The following is a 15,604-nucleotide window of genomic DNA, read 5'->3' on the forward strand; positions in this document are numbered from 1 at the left end:
AACACCTGGTCAAACCAGATGTTTAGAAGAAATTAAAGAATTTCATGATATAGAGATTAAAGCGAACCTGTCTTGAGTAGTAATAATTTCCACCATTTTCATAGAGTTCGGCTCCGTGAAAGATAGAAATAGGATTGATATAGGTGTAGGTCTTCCCAGTAGTATTGCCAAGGATAGGAGCGACCGTTTCTCGGGAGTAACGCTTGGCTAGTGCCAGAGTATTTTCCTTGCCATTCTGAGCGATAAAGTCGATATAGGCAGGGCCAAAATTATAGGCTTGAACGGCGGTCCAGACATCTACTCCTTTGCTCTGTGCCAAATAGAGGTTATCTGTTAGTGTCTGTATCCCTTGGCGAATACTAGAGGCATCGTCATTGATGGTATTTGTAGCGCCACTAGCAGACTCACTAGACTGCATGACATCCCGCTCTTTACCCTTCGTTTCGGTATAAATCATGGCGAGCACCAACTCTTCATTGGCTGGGGTATCTCTTTCACTGAGGATTTCTCGAACCATGGGTTGGTAGGTCATGACTTGTTTAACATCCTGATGGATATGATAAGCTTTGTATCCTGCGAAAAGGAAGACTGCTAGCACAAGCACTCTTCTTATAAATTTAAACATTATTTACTTTGAATATCCTCGATATTTTTGATTAAGATAGAATAGGTTCCATTGTCATTTTGGATAAACTCAACAGATTCTGCGTCTTGATAGACGTTATTGGGAACGATGAGTTCGATTCCGTTTGACAAGGAAAGTTTTTGATTTTCAAATTTCTTGAGCTGACGACTGGCATCAATTTCATCAAACTGAACTGGTTCTGGTACAGCTTCCTTGACTTGATCAATAAAGCTCAAACGAGCTGTCAGATTGTTGTCAAAAAGGTCGTTAGCCAATTTTTCAGGTGACAATTCATTGCTTTCTTCAAGATTGTTGAAAATCGCTGATTTGACCTTGGATTGAAATTGAAAATCATCTGTGTTAAAAGATTCAGCAATCCTCTGGGCCGTTTTCTCCAGTTCCTTGATGGATTTCTTTGGTGAAATCTTAGGGGCAACAGCTAGGAGATTATCTGAAAAATAATTCAAGAAAGTCCCATTGTACTTGATACGTTTTTCGATGAGATGGTACTTGCGACTTTGAAGATTGACCACCAAGGCCTCATCAGCCCCTGTTCCAAATCCAGGCAGGTTATTCTGAGTCAGCTTGATTGGGTTATCAACTTCTCCACCAAGGTGGGTCAAGGTCTCACGCAGGGCGATTCGCAAGAAAGCAAAATGTTCAACGCCTTCTTTAGAAAACTGAACAAAAACCAAGTCATTGGTCTTGAGATTTTCAGAAATGCTAAACTCCTCTTTCCAGAGATTAGCCAGTGTTACTGATGTCTCCAACAAATCATCTGTGATGTGATTGAAGAAGGGATTTTCTACTTCGAAAATCCCAGTCTTAGCTTCATCTGAATACACACGTTCAATTTTTTTGCGCAGGTATTCTTCGATTTTTGGAGTGATATTGAGAAACTTATCCGCTAGAAACAGCTCGGTATCGTCTGGGCTGAACTGATGGATAATAGCTTTCTTAATATAAATGTCCATAAAAGTATTAGTCCTCGTATAGTGGGAAGGCATCTGTCAACGCTTTGACTTCACTTCTCACTTCTTCTAAGACAGCTTCGTTTTCTGCATTCTTAAGGGTTTTAATGATGAGTTCAGCCACTTTACGGCTTTCTTCTTCACCAAATCCGCGTGCAGTGATGGCTGCAGATCCGATACGAATCCCACTTGTCTTGAACGGTGACAAGGTTTCGTAAGGGATTGAGTTTTTATTTAGGGTAATATTAACTTCATCCAGCAAGTTTTGAGCAACTTTTCCGTTTTCTACAACCTTGGTTACATCAACAAGGAAGAGGTGATTTTCAGTCCCACCAGAAATGATACGGAAATCAGGGTCTTGCAAGAAGACTTCAACCATAGCCTTGCTGTTTTTGATGACATTGGCAGCATATTCCTTGAAGGCTGGATCCAAAACTTCTTTGAATGAAACCGCCTTAGCAGCGACAACATGCTCCAAAGGACCACCTTGAATACCAGGGAAAATAGCTGAGTTGATTTTCTTAGCAAGTTCTTCGTCATTAGTCAAAATCAAGCCACCACGAGGACCACGAAGGGTTTTGTGGGTCGTTGTTGTAGTGATATGAGCGTATGGCACTGGGCTAGGGTGAAGACCAGCTGCAACCAAACCAGCGATATGGGCCATATCGACCATGAGCTTAGCGCCAACTGCATCTGCGATTTCACGGAATTTTGAGAAGTCAATAATTTGAGAATAGGCTGAAGCACCTGCTACGATTAGTTTTGGTTTTACTTCTTGGGCTTGTTTCAAGATTGCATCAAAGTCCAAGAGTTCCGTTTCAGGATCCACACTGTAAGAAACAAAGTTGTAGGTTTGACCAGAGAAGCTAACTGGAGCTCCGTGGGTCAAGTGTCCACCTGCTGCCAAATCCATTCCCATTACAGTGTCACCTGGCTCAATCAAGGCCATGTAAGCCGCACAGTTGGCTTGGCTTCCTGAGTGAGATTGGACATTGGCGAATTTAGCACCGAAAATTTCTTTTGCACGTTCAATAGCTAGAGTTTCTACCACGTCTACTACATCGGTTCCACCATAATAACGGCGTCCTGGGTAACCCTCGGCATATTTGTTTGTCAAGATAGACCCTTGAGCTGCCATAACAGCCTTGGAAACCACGTTTTCCGAAGCAATCAACTCGATATTGTTTTGTTGGCGTTCTTCTTCTTTGGCAATAGCATTCCAGAGATCAGCATCGTATGCTTTAAAATCGTCTTTGTCAAAAATCATAGGTCTTCTCCTTTATAATATGACAGGTCTTTTAGTTTAAGAAAATATACTAAAAGATGCGAATAAACCGTTTCTGCACTTTATCACAAGTATAACCAACTTTTTCATAAAATGCGTGAGCACCCAGACGATGATCGGCAGAGTTTAAGCGGATAAACTCATAGCCCCGTCTTTTTGCTTCTTGATCCAACCCTTGCAGTAAGCTTTTACCGATACCTTGCCCTTGTGCTTGAGGTGAAACCGCTAAGCCTAAGATATTAAATCCTGCTTTGGAATAGAGGGATTCATAAACTTCAGCATGGACATACCCAAGCAAGGTATGGCTGGCTTCATCCTCATAACCAAGTAGGAAATGATGGGAATCCTGAGATAATCTAGCTAGTTGACTAGCTGTGTCCTCTAGACTAAAAGAATAGCCCAAAGCCTCTTGGTTAATCTCACATATAGCATTCACATCTGTTTCTTGCAAATCTCTTAGCATCTCACTCCTCCTCAAAAGAAATCTCTGGCAACCGAGCAAGAATATCTTCTCGCTTAATCGCCCCTTGGCGTAAGATTTTCACCTTGTCTCCAGACAAATCCAGAATCGTCGAATCCTGTCCAGTTAGAAAAGCGTCGTCCTCCAGACCCAGAACCTCTTGGTCAAAATCCTCTAGAATTTGAGCAAAGGTCACTCCACTCGCCTGACCCGAGATATTGGCAGACGGCCCAATCAAGGGTCCTGTCTCTCGAATCAAATCAAGTGTAATGGGGTGACTCGGCATCCGAAATCCCACTGTTGTAAGACCAGAATTGACCCAATAGGGAACTCGGTCATTGGCTTCAAGGATAATGGTCAAGGGACCCGGTAAAAAGGCCTCTACAAGCTTTTGGAGATAAGTTGGCTGATTCTTTGAGAAGTGCAAGATGTCCTCTAGAGAAGAAACATTAAGATTGAGCGCCTTATCTCTAGGACGACGTTTGAGTTGGTAAACATGGTCGACAGCTTTTTCATCTAAGGCCTTAGCAAAAAGACCGTAAACCGTCTCTGTAGGCAGAATGACAGCTCCGCCCTTTTCCAACTCTTGTCTAATCCTGTCCATCATCAACTACAACCATCCTATCTTGACCAAATTGGTCTTTGAGTGTTCGTACTCGTTTTTCAGGAAAATGTTTCTTAAAAAGCGCAGGAACACTTTGACCTTGCTTGTATCCAATTTCAAGGTAAATCTTACCACCATCTGTGAGATAGTCTTTTGCATCTTCCGCAATTCTGCGGTAAATAGCTAGGCCATCCTCATCTGCAAAGAGAGCTAGATGAGGCTCCGAATGCAAAACATTCAAACCGACCTCTGACTCATCTTCACGAGAGATATAGGGTGGATTGGATACAATTATATCATATTTTTCAGAAATTTCTGCAAAACAATCAGATTTTTTAAAAAATATATTAAGATTTTGATTTTTAGCATTCTCTGATGCAAGCTCTAAGGCGTCTTGTGAAATATCTGCTGCTGTCACTGACCAATCTGGTCTGTTTTTTGCTAGTGCGAGGGCTATGGCACCACTTCCAGTACCAATATCCAAGTTCTTGAGATTTTCTTTAGGATTTTCAGCTAGGATGAGTTCCACCAACTCTTCTGTCTCTGGACGAGGAATCAAAACTCGCTCATCCACTTTTAACTGCATTCCAAAGAAATCTGCCTGTCCGATGATATACTGAGCTGGTTTATGGGACGCTAACTGCTGGAAAATTTCTTCTACAAATTGTGTTTCTTCCTCTGTTACTTCTTGCTGGAGTGCAAAGACAAAGTCTGTAAAAGAGAGTTTTTTCAGGCTACGATAGACAAAAGAGAGGCTTTCAGCTTCCTCTCCTTGTCTTATCAACTCTTCTTCAAAATCTGAAAATAATTGAGCTAATTTCATTATTTGTTTAATTCTTCTAATTTTTGTGTTTGGTCATAAAGAACCAAGGCATCCACAACTTCATCCAATTTACCAGACAAAATGGTATCTAGTTTTTGAAGGGTCAAGCCAATACGGTGGTCTGTGACACGGTTTTGTGGGAAATTGTAAGTACGGATCCGTTCTGAACGGTCACCAGTACCGATTGTCGACTTACGTTCAGCGTCTTGTTCATCTTGGGCAATCTGAGCAAAATGGTCAGCAACACGCGCACGGATGATTTTCATGGCCTTCTCACGGTTTTTCTGCTGGGTACGTTCTTCCTGCATCTCAACCTTGATATTAGTTGGCAAGTGAACGATACGAACGGCAGTCGCAACCTTGTTGACGTTCTGACCACCAGCACCCGATGCGTGGTAAATATCAACACGAAGGTCTTTTGGATCAATATCGTACTCTACTTCTTCCACTTCAGGCATGACAAGCACTGTCGCTGTCGAAGTATGTACACGGCCTTGGCTTTCTGTCACAGGGACACGTTGCACACGGTGGGCACCTGATTCGTACTTAAGCTTAGAATATACAGATTGACCAGAAACCATAGCAACCACCTCTTTGAAACCACCGACACCGTTCATAGAAGCTTCCATGACTTCAAAGCGCCAACCTTGGGCTTCCGCATACTTTTGGTACATAGTTAGAAGATCTCCAGCGAAAAGTGCTGCTTCGTCACCACCAGCCGCTCCACGAATTTCAAGAATGATATTCTTGTCATCATTAGGATCTTTTGGAAGAAGCAAGATTTTTAATTTTTCTTCGTATTCTTCTTTTTCAGCCTTGGCATCTTTGAGCTCTTGCTTGGCCATTTCTTCCAAGTCCGCATCTCCGCCTGATTCCTTAATCATCTCCTCAGCATCAACGATGTTTTGAAGAACTTGTTTGTACTCACGGTAGGCAGTTACCGTATCACGTGTAGAAGCCTCTTCTTTCGAAAGCTCCATGAAACGCTTGGTATCTGAGACGACATCTGGGTCACTCAGCAATTCTCCTAATTCTTCATAACGGTCTTCTACAGCTTGTAGTTGATCATAGATGTTCATTTTTCTTTATTCTCCTTATTGATTTCAGGGGCAAAATAATGTTTACGGCAGACTGAGATATAAGTTTCATTTCCACCGATCTGAATTTGTTCCCCATCATAGACTGGCACACCATCCTGCGTACGCAACACCATAGTCGCCTTTTTCTTACAATACTGGCAGATAGTCTTGATTTCGTCAATCTTATCTGCTAAAAGCAAGAGGTATTTGGAACCTTCGAACAATTCATTGCGAAAGTCATTCTTCAAACCAAAAGCCATGACAGGTATGTCTAACTCATCAACAACACGAGCTAGGTCGTAAACATGGTGACGCTTGAGAAATTGAGCCTCATCGACCAACACACAGTAAGGTTTTTCAGGTAAATCTAGGATATAGCCGAAGATATCCGTCGTTTCCTCAATCGCAATAGCTGGGCGTTTCATACCAATCCGACTGGATACATAGCCAACTCCGTCACGCGTATCCAGAGCCGAAGTCATAATCACAACTCCCTTTCCTTGCTCCTCGTAGTTATAGGCCACCTTGAGAATCTCAATCGTCTTACCAGAGTTCATGGTCCCATAACGATAATACAACTGTGCCATGCTTCTATTTCACGTCCATTTCTAAATTTTTGCTACATTCTAGTATATCATAATTTTCTGAAGCTTTAAACGGCAAAATGTGGTAAAATAGAAGAAATCAAAAACTAGTGGAGGAAGCTATTATGCCATTTGTACGCATCGATTTATTTGAAGGACGCACGCTCGAGCAAAAGAAAGCTCTGGCTAAGGAAGTAACGGAAGCTGTTGTCCGTAATACTGGAGCACCTCAATCAGCCGTTCATGTCATCATCAACGACATGCCAGAAGGAACTTACTTCCCACAAGGGGAAATGCGCACCAAATAAACTAGCTTAAGCAGAATTGCTTAGGCTTTTTCAATCTCCAAGTAGCATCCATTGAAGAAATAGTCTAATTTTGTTACAATTTGAAGAGATGCTTGGATACCTATCCTAAGAAAAAAAATACAAAAGGAATTAGTATGATTACACGTGAATTTGATACCATCGCTGCTATCTCTACTCCACTAGGTGAAGGAGCCATTGGTATTGTCCGCTTGAGCGGAACTGACAGTTTTGCCATTGCGCAAAAGATTTTTAAAGGTAAAGACTTGAGCAAGGTTGCCAGCCATACCCTTAACTACGGTCACATTGTTGACCCTCAAAGTGGTAAGGTCATGGACGAGGTTATGGTTGGAGCTATGAAGTCTCCAAAGACCTTCACTCGTGAGGATATTATCGAGATTAACACCCACGGCGGGATTGCGATAACCAATGAAATTCTCCAACTAGCTATCCGTGAAGGAGCTCGATTGGCTGAACCTGGTGAATTTACCAAGCGCGCCTTTCTAAATGGTCGTGTGGATTTAACGCAAGCTGAGGCAGTGATGGATATCATCCGTGCCAAGACAGATAAAGCCATGAACATTGCAGTCAAACAATTGGACGGTTCTCTTTCTGACCTCATTAATAATACTCGCCAAGAAATCCTCAATACACTTGCCCAAGTCGAGGTCAATATCGACTATCCTGAGTATGACGATGTTGAGGAAGCTACCACCGCTGTTGTCCGTGAGAAGACTATGGAGTTTGAGCAATTGCTAACCAATCTCCTTAGAACAGCTCGTCGTGGTAAAATCCTTCGTGAGGGAATTTCAACTGCTATTATCGGCCGTCCCAATGTTGGGAAATCCAGTCTTCTCAATAATCTCCTTCGTGAAGATAAGGCCATCGTAACAGACATCGCTGGTACCACCCGTGATGTCATCGAAGAATACGTCAACATTAATGGTGTACCTCTCAAATTGATTGATACAGCTGGAATTCGGGAAACAGATGATATCGTGGAACAAATCGGTGTCGAGCGTTCTAGAAAAGCCCTCAAGGAAGCTGACTTGGTACTACTAGTATTAAATGCCAGTGAACCACTGACTGCCCAAGATCGCCAACTCTTAGAAATCAGTCAGGATACCAACCGCATTATTCTACTTAATAAAACGGATCTTCCTGAAGCAATTAAAACTTCGGAACTACCAGAAGATGTCATTCGCATTTCAGTTCTTAAAAACCAAAACATCGATAAGATTGAAGAGCGCATCAACAATCTCTTCTTTGAAAATGCTGGTTTGGTTGAGCAAGATGCTACTTACTTGTCTAACGCCCGTCATATTTCCTTGATTGAAAAGGCCGTTGAAAGCCTACAAGCTGTTAACGAAGGGCTGGAACTGGGTATGCCAGTTGATTTGTTGCAAGTTGACTTGACCCGTACTTGGGAAATCCTCGGAGAAATCACTGGAGATGCCGCACCAGATGAACTCATCACCCAACTCTTTAGCCAATTCTGTTTAGGAAAATAAGAAAAATCCATGATTGTTCATTCGGTCATGGATTTTATTATCTTTATTAGTAATCTGGTCTTAAAACACCAGTTACAGTTGCCTTAGTTGCTTCGTAGTCACCATCTACGACAACCTTGATAATGCGTTTTGCATCTTCTTCTGGTGCTGGAACGAGAGGTAGACGAGTTGGTCCAGCTTCAAATCCCATGTAGTTCAAAACTGCCTTGACAGGTGCAGGACTTGGATAAGAGAAGAGAGCATTGACCTTAGGGATGAATTTACGCTGAATAGCTGCAGCTTTCTTCATGTCGCTTTCTGCAATGGCAGTAAACATTTCGTGCATTTCGTCCCCATTTGTATGAGAGGCAACAGAAATAACCCCATCTGCACCAAGGTTCATGGCATGGAAGGCATCTCCATCTTCACCTGTATAAATCAAGAACTCTTCTGGCTTGTGCTCAATCAAGTAAGCCATATTAGCCAAGCTGGTACATTCTTTGACACCGATGATATTTGGATGGTCAGCCAAACGAAGCATGGTTTCTGGAGTTAATTCCACTACTACGCGTCCTGGAATGTTATAAATGATAATAGGTAAATCTGATGCATCCGCAATCGCTTTAAAGTGCTGGTACATCCCTTCTTGAGAAGGTTTGTTGTAGTACGGTACGATAGCAAGTCCAGCAGCGAAGCCACCAAAGTCTGCGACTTCTTTGACAAATTCGATCGAGTCACGTGTATCATTGGTACCTACACCTGCAATCAAAGGAACACGTCCATTGACAATCTTTTGTACAGCCGCAAATAGCTCCAACTCTTCATCGTGGGTCAGAGTCGGACTCTCAGCAGTCGTTCCAGCTAGAAGAATTCCATCTGTATGATGGGCCAATAAATGCTCGATCAAGGCTGGAATAGCATCAAAGTTGATGGAACCATCCTCATGGAAAGGGGTAATAAAGGCCGTGATGATTTTACACTCTTTTAAATCTTGATAAGACATGAGAAACACCTCTCTATTTCAAAGAAGGAGTTCATCTGAACTCCTAAACGATATGACTATTTTAATTCAAATTTCAACTCAGCTGTTGGACGAACCAACCCACGTTCGTGAAGCGTTTCTGCGATTTGAACTGAGTTCCAAGCAGCACCTTTGAGAAGGTTATCTGAAACAACCCACATGTGGATTCCTTTTTCAGCATCCAAGTCTTTACGGATACGACCAACAAAGGTATCACGTGAACCAACTGCATTGATGGCTTGCGGATAGATTTGATGCGCTACATCATCCTCAAGAACAGCACCTGGGAAGGCTACGATGGCTGCTTTCACTTCTTCGATTGGAGCCACTTCTTTTGTTTCGATATAAACTGACTCAGAGTGAGCTGACAAGACTGGAATACGCACACATGTTGCAGACACTGCGATGCTATCATCTTCCATGATTTTCTTCGTTTCCTTAGTCATCTTCATCTCTTCGTAAGTGTAATCATTGTCCGTGAAGACATCGATTTGCGGAAGAGCGTTAAAGGCGATAGGATAGTGTTTCTTGTCACCGCCTGAAGGCAAGATTTCCGCATGCAAATCACGTGGATTCACACCGTCATTCAAGACTTCACGAAGTTCACGTTGTGTTTCAAGAATCGCTCCCATACCAGCACCTGAGACCGCTTGGTAAGTTGAAACGATGATACGGTCCAAGCCCCATTTTTGACGAACAGGCTCAAGAGCCACCATCATTTGGATTGTTGAACAGTTAGGACAGGCAATGATTCCGTTGTGGGCATCAAGTGCGTGAGCATTTACTTCTGGGACAACCAAAGGTACGTCTGGATTTTGACGGAAATAAGATGTGTTATCTACTACTACCGCTCCAGCTTTAACTGCGTATGGTGCATACTTAGCTGATGTCGAACCACCTGCTGAGAAGAGTGCAATATCAACACCCTCAAAAGCTGTCTCAGTTGTTTCCTCAATCGTAATATCTTGATCTTTAAATTTCAAAGTCTTACCAGCTGAACGTGCAGAAGCAAGGTAACGAATTTTATCAATAGGAAGTGATGATTCTTCCAACATTTTTATCATTTGAGCTCCGACAGCACCTGTCGCGCCGACTACAGCAACTGTATATCCCATAAATAACCTCTTTCGGAATTTTCTAAAAATTTCTATAATAGATGTATTATACTACTTTTTCCAAAAATTGAAAAGCATTTTTGGGTTATATTTTCTGAAAATTAAAAATCCCTAGTCATTGACCAGGGACTAAGAGGCATCTTCATGTGATGAGCAGGTTCACACAACTCATCAAGGTCCGCTCCTGCGTTATGACCTCCTTATGCTCAATAGCAGTCCGAAGACTACCTATCGACTCATCGCATCTACTATTCTACTAGATAGAGTCACTTTTGTCAACAGCCAAAACGTTTTAACTTCATTTATACAGGCAGATAAGAAAAACCTTGGTCTCCCAAGGTCATTTTGTTTCTATCATGCTAATTGCCGGGATTGAACCGGCGACCTCATCCTTACCATGGATGCGCTCTGCCAACTGAGCTAAATCAGCTTACCTAAAAAGTATACTATAGTTCTATGTTCTTGTCAAGCGCTCTCTTTTAATTTTATGGAATGAAAAAAGCTAGATTTAGCAAGAATCTAGCTTATAAACTTCTTATCTTGTTAGATCGATTCGGCGTCCTAATTTTCCGATTAAAATAGCACCTACGATGAGTGATGCAAACTCACCAATTCCAGTAGAGAACCATGTGAAGAAGAAGGGAGCTTCTGTCAAGATATGAAGTTCGGCTGCAATGGTAATCATTGAAATGGAGAAGAGGATTGAAAAGAAGAAATGATCTTTTCGAATCAATCCGTTAAAGAGGTAATCTTTGCTGTATTTTGCAAAAAGCCATACTCCTAGACTAAGGAAAACTAGGGTAGAACCTCCACCGACAAAGACATCTATTAACCCAAAACTACTAAATAAATTAGCAATCATACATCCAATTGTCACACCGATGATGTATTTAGGGTTGTAAAATGCCAAGAAATTCAACATTTCTGAAATACGGAACTGGTACTCCCCAAAACTAAGAACATTGATTGGTGGCGTAATAGTCAAAACTACATAAATAGCAGCAACAATAGCAATATCTGCCATGTCACGAACAGTTAATTTTTTCATGTTTTCTCCTTTAACGGTTTCCCGCGTAAAATATGCTTGGTGAAAGAAGCTAAGCACCAAGGGTTGAGATTATCAACCTTACTAGTATAGCACATTAGCCAGCTTTATGCTATACTAAAATCATGAAAAGACTAATAAAAGCTTTCTTTGATAACGAGATTTTCTCCTACCTATTTTTTGGTGGTGCTACTACTCTGGTTTCTATTGTATCGCGTTTGGTTATTTACCATATCAGCCACCAGGAAATTCTAGCCACTGCACTGGCAAATATTATCGGTATTCTTTTTGCCTTTATCACTAATGATACATTTGTTTTTAAACAAGAGAGAAGAAATTGGCCGACTCGCCTGGCTAAGTTTTTCTTAGCTCGTCTCTCTACTCTTGTTCTTGACGTTCTTTTAACTTATATCTTTGTTACAACCTTTCCTGATGTTATTGGCCAGTTTGTTAAATATAATATAGATAGGGTTAATACTATCGAGACCATATTAGCACAGATATTGATTATTATTTTAAACTATATTCTCAGTAAAATTTATATTTTTAAAGGGGGCAACTGAGAACTTTGAGCGTTCAAGTTGCTTTTTGTCACAATTTAGGATATAATAAATTAGAAAATTAGGAAAGGAATTTATGAAAATGTTAAAGGATCTTAAAGCATTTTTGCTTCGTGGTAATGTCGTTGACCTCGCTGTCGGTGTGATCATTGCCTCTGCATTTGGTGCTATCGTTACTTCATTTGTTAATGATATCATCACTCCACTTCTATTGAACCCAGCTTTGGAAGCTGCGCAAGTACAAAACATCGCTGAGCTTGCATGGAATGGTGTTACATATGGTAAATTCTTGAGCGCTGTTATCAACTTCCTTGTTGTGGGTACAGTTCTCTTCTTCGTTATCAAAGGTATTGAAAAAGCGCAAAACCTTCGTAAGAAGGAGGAAGTGGTTGAGGAAGCACCTGCTGCTCCAACTGAACTTGAAGTTCTTCAAGAAATCAAAGCTCTTCTTGAGAAAAAATAAGACAAATAAAGGATCTAGCTTAAAGCTAAATCCTTTTTTCTTTACTCTTTTGGTAACTTCCCAGCCTTTTCGAGCATTTTCTTAATCAAGTAAGGCATCTTCACATTTTCACGGCCTTTTTTCTCAATGAGTTTTTTGACAAATTCTGGCATCTGAAGGTCGTCTGTCTCCTCCATGATGTCCTTGGTAGTTGCCGAAGGTGCTAACTCATCAAAAGTTTCTTCTTCTGGGAGAAAATCTTTAAATTCTTTGTCTTCATTGGCTCTTACAGTAGCAACTAAAGCGTCAATTAAACGGTTATCCGTATTGGGCATAGGGGGGCGATGGTAGGTGACACCTAATTCTTGACACAAATCATAACATTCTACATCGTTGTCAAACAAGACTTCAATGTGCTCACTGATAAAACTAATCGGAATAAAAATATAATGTTCTGGATGTTGCTTTTGTTCTCGTAAATATTCTAAAACATCTGGCTTGATCCAAGGGATTCCAATATCGCTTTCGCTCTGCCAAGTATTGGTATACTGGTCTTTCATTAGGCCGAGTTGTTCAGCAATTAGCTTGCTATTATCGAAAATCTGATCGATATATGGATCTCCATAGTCTAAGGCAAAAATGGGAACACTGTGAGCTGAAAAGATTACCTTGAAAGACTCTTCTCCCACATGGTTTCGTAAAATTTTTCTAATCTCATCTGTCCAGAAGTCCAGCAAAGGCTGTTGTTGATACCAGTCCTTAATGACTAAAAATCGGATCTGCTGGCTTTCCAGAAACTTTTCATACCCCATGACTGAGTAAAAAGAATAATGAGGTTCCAAAATCAAGCAGATACATTCTTCAACACCATCAGTTTCCATCTGCTTGATCACGTCTGGGATAAAGGGACGAGAAAATTTGTTGGCAAAGTAGATACCGTAGTCTTCGCCTAAACGTTCCTTGACTAAATCAACCTCCTCACGTGTAATCCGTTGCAAGGGCGTCCCACCGATAAGGACATAGTTGTCATAGAGAGTCTGAATCTCGTGATCTTGGGGTCTAACTCCACGACGAATGTTTGTAAAAAATTCCGCTACCCCTTCAAAACTAATCTCCTCTGGCGATCCAAAGGTCATCATTAATATGGCTTTTTTCATATTATCATCCTTATGATATTATTTTCACTATCTATTCTATCATGAAAGAAAAAAATAGTAAACGCTTCCGACGTCTACTATTTCTTTTTGTCTTTAGTCTTTTTATCTCGTCTCATGATTAGGATGATGAGGATAAGAAGTAAGAGGACGATAATAAGGAGTAGAAAGGCTAGGATGTAAATCCAATGACTGAGAATTCCGTGATCGAAATACCGAGTTCCTACTGCTTCCCCACTCTTATCCTGTGCTACTTTTACCGGCGCATCCGTTATTTTAGCTAAAAGAATATGTCGTCCATTAGTTATGTTAAGGAAACAGGTGCTTAACAGAACAATCTTATCCGTTGAAGTCAAGGAAACATCTCGCTTGTATTTGGCTTTGCTTAACAGATACTGATAGTATGCCTGATGTTCCTCGTCATTGGAACTCAGGGTTCGATAAATCTCCGTGTCATAAGCATCCACTTCTAAAATCCCAAAAATCTCAAGCCCTCGTTCACGACCGTTATAATAGATAGAACCATAGCGATGCTTTTCAAAAAAATCTTGATCCGCAAATTTTTGAATCTCCCCAAACATAGCACCAGAGGCCATAGAGTGACCGTAGATGATGGTATTAAAGTCAGTAAAATTGGGATTAAAACGATAGTCTAGAAAAATAGACCCCGACACAGTATAATCACCAAAGGCATTTCGGTCAAGGTATTTAACATTATCCTGACTCTGCAAGAGAGGATAGTCTACCTTGGTTCCATCAAGGCTAATCCAACCACAAACATCCTTATTCAAGTGCTGCAGGGTTTCAAAACCCGTACTGCTCGCATCTTTTTCAATGGGATTATAATGATCATAGTCACTCGCAAGGACTCTATCAGCTGCAAAAAGACAGAAAAAAGCTAGAAAGAGGGATAGAATGACCTTTATAACTTTGCGACTCGTACATGTTTTCATATTTCCTTCTTTCTCCTTTCTAGCCTTGAAAATAAAAGAGCAAGAGAGGCTGTCCCTTTCTCTTTTATTGGTAGTTTAGTCAGTAATGGTATCTGCCCCTTCTTCCTTTGCTTCTCTTCTACGACGCAAGATCAAGTAGAGGATGATGAGCAAGAAGATTAATAGCAAGAGCAAGATAAATAAGATGATGTACCATATCCACAAAGGAATCGATGAGAGAAATCGTCCGAGAGACGAATCATCAAAGACGCTGTAAGGAAATGGTTTTGATTTTTTCGTATGGAAGGTGTTCTTTGGAACCGTATCCGTAATCTTGGCAACTACGATATGTCTCCCATTTGTTACGTCTAGGAAACAGGTACTGAGAAGAATGATATGGTCATTTGGCCCCAGTGTAATGTCTCGTTTGTGGATGGCAACCGAGAGTAAGTGATCGATATATTCTTGACGCCGATCATCCCCATTAATACCTGGATCGTAGATGTTAAAGTCATAGGCGTCCACCTCGAGCATTTCAAAGATCTCAAGACCTTTTTCTACGCCATTATAGTAAATACTACCGTAGCGATGCTGATCAAAAAATTCCTTATCAGAAAACTTTGCTACATCTCCAAACATAACCCCATTTTCTACATGGTGTCCGTAGATGATGGTATTAAAGTCCTCGAACTTGGATTCATTTCGAGCCTCAAGGAAAATAGCCCCTGTAGCTGCAAATTCTCCCTTGGAATCCTTGTTCAGGTATTTTTCATTGTCTTTGGCTTGGACTAAGGGATAGTCGATATTGGTGCCATAGACATTGATCCAACCGAGAACCTCTGGATTGACTTGCTGTAGCTTGTGAAAGCCAGAAAAACTAGCAAGCTCATCTTTCTCAGTAGTACTCACTGGTTTATAGGCCTCATACTCACTTGATGAAGCCTGAGAATAGACCTGATTGGCATCCCAAAGAGCGTAGAAACCAAAGAGAAAGACTAAGGATGCCAAGAGGAGCAGGATATGATTCATCAATGCATCTACAGCAAGGACCAGACGCCTAGACAAACTCCTTTTTGGTTTCTCACGCTTGATTTTCATCGGTCAAACCA

The 15,604-nt window shown here is 41.2% G+C and carries 18 protein-coding genes, 1 tRNA gene and 1 riboswitch; of the genes, 4 read left to right on the forward strand and 15 right to left on the reverse strand.

Features of this window, described 5'->3' with window-relative positions:
- Positions 1-22 precede the first annotated feature (22 nt).
- From A0739_RS03465 to A0739_RS03500, 8 genes are read right to left on the reverse strand one after another with little or no spacing between them, the layout of a single operon-like run.
- Positions 23-625, reverse strand: coding sequence for a lysozyme family protein (locus A0739_RS03465; RefSeq protein ID WP_042768074.1), 603 nt, complete (start codon positions 623-625; stop codon positions 23-25).
- Complete coding sequence (locus A0739_RS03470) at positions 625-1,599, reverse strand: nucleoid-associated protein (protein WP_061587079.1); 975 nt, start codon at positions 1,597-1,599, stop codon at positions 625-627. Before A0739_RS03470 ends, A0739_RS03465 begins: the two co-directional genes overlap by 1 nt.
- 7 nt (positions 1,600-1,606) lie before the next feature.
- Positions 1,607-2,863, reverse strand: a complete 1,257-nt coding sequence (gene glyA / locus A0739_RS03475; protein ID WP_061587080.1) for a serine hydroxymethyltransferase — start codon at positions 2,861-2,863, stop codon at positions 1,607-1,609.
- 49 nt (positions 2,864-2,912) lie between these two features.
- On the reverse strand, positions 2,913-3,344 hold the full coding sequence (locus A0739_RS03480; RefSeq protein ID WP_061587081.1) for a GNAT family N-acetyltransferase: 432 nt from the start codon (positions 3,342-3,344) through the stop codon (positions 2,913-2,915).
- Between the two features lies 1 nt (position 3,345).
- A complete protein-coding gene (locus tag A0739_RS03485) occupies positions 3,346-3,948 on the reverse strand; it encodes an L-threonylcarbamoyladenylate synthase (RefSeq protein ID WP_045591405.1) in 603 nt (200 codons plus the stop codon).
- The gene (prmC, locus tag A0739_RS03490) at positions 3,932-4,768 is read right to left on the reverse strand and encodes a peptide chain release factor N(5)-glutamine methyltransferase (RefSeq protein WP_061587082.1); all 837 of its coding nucleotides are present in this window, start codon (positions 4,766-4,768) and stop codon (positions 3,932-3,934) included. Before prmC ends, A0739_RS03485 begins: the two co-directional genes overlap by 17 nt.
- On the reverse strand, positions 4,768-5,847 hold the full coding sequence (prfA, locus tag A0739_RS03495) for a peptide chain release factor 1 (protein ID WP_001028815.1): 1,080 nt from the start codon (positions 5,845-5,847) through the stop codon (positions 4,768-4,770). The genes prmC and prfA overlap by 1 nt, the downstream gene beginning before the upstream one ends.
- Positions 5,844-6,434 (reverse strand): thymidine kinase, encoded by a 591-nt coding sequence (locus tag A0739_RS03500; protein ID WP_061587083.1) that lies wholly within the window; start codon positions 6,432-6,434, stop codon positions 5,844-5,846. Before A0739_RS03500 ends, prfA begins: the two co-directional genes overlap by 4 nt.
- Before the next feature lie 122 nt (positions 6,435-6,556).
- On the opposite strand from A0739_RS03500, the gene A0739_RS03505 reads away from it, so the two are divergent.
- Positions 6,557-6,739 (forward strand): 4-oxalocrotonate tautomerase, encoded by a 183-nt coding sequence (locus tag A0739_RS03505; RefSeq protein ID WP_001117401.1) that lies wholly within the window; start codon positions 6,557-6,559, stop codon positions 6,737-6,739.
- Positions 6,740-6,873: 134 nt separating this feature from the next.
- Positions 6,874-8,247: a tRNA uridine-5-carboxymethylaminomethyl(34) synthesis GTPase MnmE gene (mnmE, locus tag A0739_RS03510; RefSeq protein WP_061587084.1), complete on the forward strand. Its 1,374-nt coding sequence runs from the start codon at positions 6,874-6,876 to the stop codon at positions 8,245-8,247.
- A 46-nt stretch (positions 8,248-8,293) separates the two neighbouring features.
- On the opposite strand, the gene dapA is transcribed toward mnmE, so the two are convergent.
- The 4 genes from dapA to A0739_RS03530 form a co-directional block, all read right to left on the reverse strand.
- A complete protein-coding gene (gene dapA, locus A0739_RS03515) occupies positions 8,294-9,229 on the reverse strand; it encodes a 4-hydroxy-tetrahydrodipicolinate synthase (RefSeq protein WP_000121600.1) in 936 nt (311 codons plus the stop codon).
- Between the two features lie 56 nt (positions 9,230-9,285).
- Positions 9,286-10,362, reverse strand: a complete 1,077-nt coding sequence (locus A0739_RS03520; RefSeq protein WP_061587085.1) for an aspartate-semialdehyde dehydrogenase — start codon at positions 10,360-10,362, stop codon at positions 9,286-9,288.
- A 357-nt stretch (positions 10,363-10,719) separates the two neighbouring features.
- Positions 10,720-10,792, reverse strand: a tRNA-Thr gene (locus tag A0739_RS03525).
- Between the two features lie 105 nt (positions 10,793-10,897).
- Entirely contained in the window at positions 10,898-11,410 is a 513-nt protein-coding gene (locus A0739_RS03530) for a QueT transporter family protein (protein WP_000737305.1), read from the reverse strand.
- Positions 11,408-11,504, reverse strand: a riboswitch (PreQ1 riboswitch). Its footprint overlaps the gene before it by 3 nt.
- A 28-nt stretch (positions 11,505-11,532) precedes the next feature.
- Here A0739_RS03530 and A0739_RS03535 point away from each other — a divergent pair.
- Positions 11,533-11,970 (forward strand): GtrA family protein, encoded by a 438-nt coding sequence (locus tag A0739_RS03535; RefSeq protein ID WP_061587086.1) that lies wholly within the window; start codon positions 11,533-11,535, stop codon positions 11,968-11,970.
- 79 nt (positions 11,971-12,049) lie between these two features.
- Positions 12,050-12,430 carry a large conductance mechanosensitive channel protein MscL gene (gene mscL / locus A0739_RS03540; RefSeq protein ID WP_061587087.1) on the forward strand — a complete coding sequence of 127 codons (381 nt, stop codon included), beginning with the start codon at positions 12,050-12,052 and terminating at the stop codon, positions 12,428-12,430.
- A 41-nt stretch (positions 12,431-12,471) separates the two neighbouring features.
- On the opposite strand, the gene hemH is transcribed toward mscL, so the two are convergent.
- The 3 genes from hemH to srtB (A0739_RS03555) form a co-directional block, all read right to left on the reverse strand.
- The gene (gene hemH, locus A0739_RS03545; protein WP_061587088.1) at positions 12,472-13,566 is read right to left on the reverse strand and encodes a ferrochelatase; all 1,095 of its coding nucleotides are present in this window, start codon (positions 13,564-13,566) and stop codon (positions 12,472-12,474) included.
- A gap of 77 nt (positions 13,567-13,643) precedes the next feature.
- On the reverse strand, positions 13,644-14,516 hold the full coding sequence (gene srtB, locus A0739_RS03550) for a class B sortase (RefSeq protein ID WP_082243796.1): 873 nt from the start codon (positions 14,514-14,516) through the stop codon (positions 13,644-13,646).
- Positions 14,517-14,591: 75 nt separating this feature from the next.
- Positions 14,592-15,593, reverse strand: a complete 1,002-nt coding sequence (gene srtB, locus A0739_RS03555) for a class B sortase (protein WP_061587089.1) — start codon at positions 15,591-15,593, stop codon at positions 14,592-14,594.
- Positions 15,594-15,604: the final 11 nt, after the last annotated feature.

The sequence above is a fragment of the Streptococcus oralis genome (assembly GCF_001588645.1).
Classification (GTDB): domain Bacteria; phylum Bacillota; class Bacilli; order Lactobacillales; family Streptococcaceae; genus Streptococcus; species Streptococcus oralis_AB.

Excerpts from the sequence above, each read along its gene's own strand:
- A0739_RS03530 (WP_000737305.1), bottom strand. The coding sequence starts at position 11,410 with ATGAAAAAATTAACTGTTCGTGACATGGCAGATATTGCTATTGTTGCT.
- A0739_RS03485 (WP_045591405.1), bottom strand. The coding sequence starts at position 3,948 with ATGATGGACAGGATTAGACAAGAGTTGGAAAAGGGCGGAGCTGTCATT.
- prfA (WP_001028815.1), bottom strand. The coding sequence starts at position 5,847 with ATGAACATCTATGATCAACTACAAGCTGTAGAAGACCGTTATGAAGAA.
- glyA (WP_061587080.1), bottom strand. The coding sequence starts at position 2,863 with ATGATTTTTGACAAAGACGATTTTAAAGCATACGATGCTGATCTCTGG.
- A0739_RS03500 (WP_061587083.1), bottom strand. The coding sequence starts at position 6,434 with ATGGCACAGTTGTATTATCGTTATGGGACCATGAACTCTGGTAAGACG.
- A0739_RS03535 (WP_061587086.1), top strand. The coding sequence starts at position 11,533 with ATGAAAAGACTAATAAAAGCTTTCTTTGATAACGAGATTTTCTCCTAC.
- srtB (WP_061587089.1), bottom strand. The coding sequence starts at position 15,593 with ATGAAAATCAAGCGTGAGAAACCAAAAAGGAGTTTGTCTAGGCGTCTG.
- prmC (WP_061587082.1), bottom strand. The coding sequence starts at position 4,768 with ATGAAATTAGCTCAATTATTTTCAGATTTTGAAGAAGAGTTGATAAGA.
- dapA (WP_000121600.1), bottom strand. The coding sequence starts at position 9,229 with ATGTCTTATCAAGATTTAAAAGAGTGTAAAATCATCACGGCCTTTATT.
- A0739_RS03465 (WP_042768074.1), bottom strand. The coding sequence starts at position 625 with ATGTTTAAATTTATAAGAAGAGTGCTTGTGCTAGCAGTCTTCCTTTTC.
- srtB (WP_082243796.1), bottom strand. The coding sequence starts at position 14,516 with ATGAAAACATGTACGAGTCGCAAAGTTATAAAGGTCATTCTATCCCTC.
- A0739_RS03520 (WP_061587085.1), bottom strand. The coding sequence starts at position 10,362 with ATGGGATATACAGTTGCTGTAGTCGGCGCGACAGGTGCTGTCGGAGCT.
- mnmE (WP_061587084.1), top strand. The coding sequence starts at position 6,874 with ATGATTACACGTGAATTTGATACCATCGCTGCTATCTCTACTCCACTA.
- A0739_RS03505 (WP_001117401.1), top strand. The coding sequence starts at position 6,557 with ATGCCATTTGTACGCATCGATTTATTTGAAGGACGCACGCTCGAGCAA.
- mscL (WP_061587087.1), top strand. The coding sequence starts at position 12,050 with ATGTTAAAGGATCTTAAAGCATTTTTGCTTCGTGGTAATGTCGTTGAC.
- A0739_RS03480 (WP_061587081.1), bottom strand. The coding sequence starts at position 3,344 with ATGCTAAGAGATTTGCAAGAAACAGATGTGAATGCTATATGTGAGATT.
- hemH (WP_061587088.1), bottom strand. The coding sequence starts at position 13,566 with ATGAAAAAAGCCATATTAATGATGACCTTTGGATCGCCAGAGGAGATT.
- A0739_RS03470 (WP_061587079.1), bottom strand. The coding sequence starts at position 1,599 with ATGGACATTTATATTAAGAAAGCTATTATCCATCAGTTCAGCCCAGAC.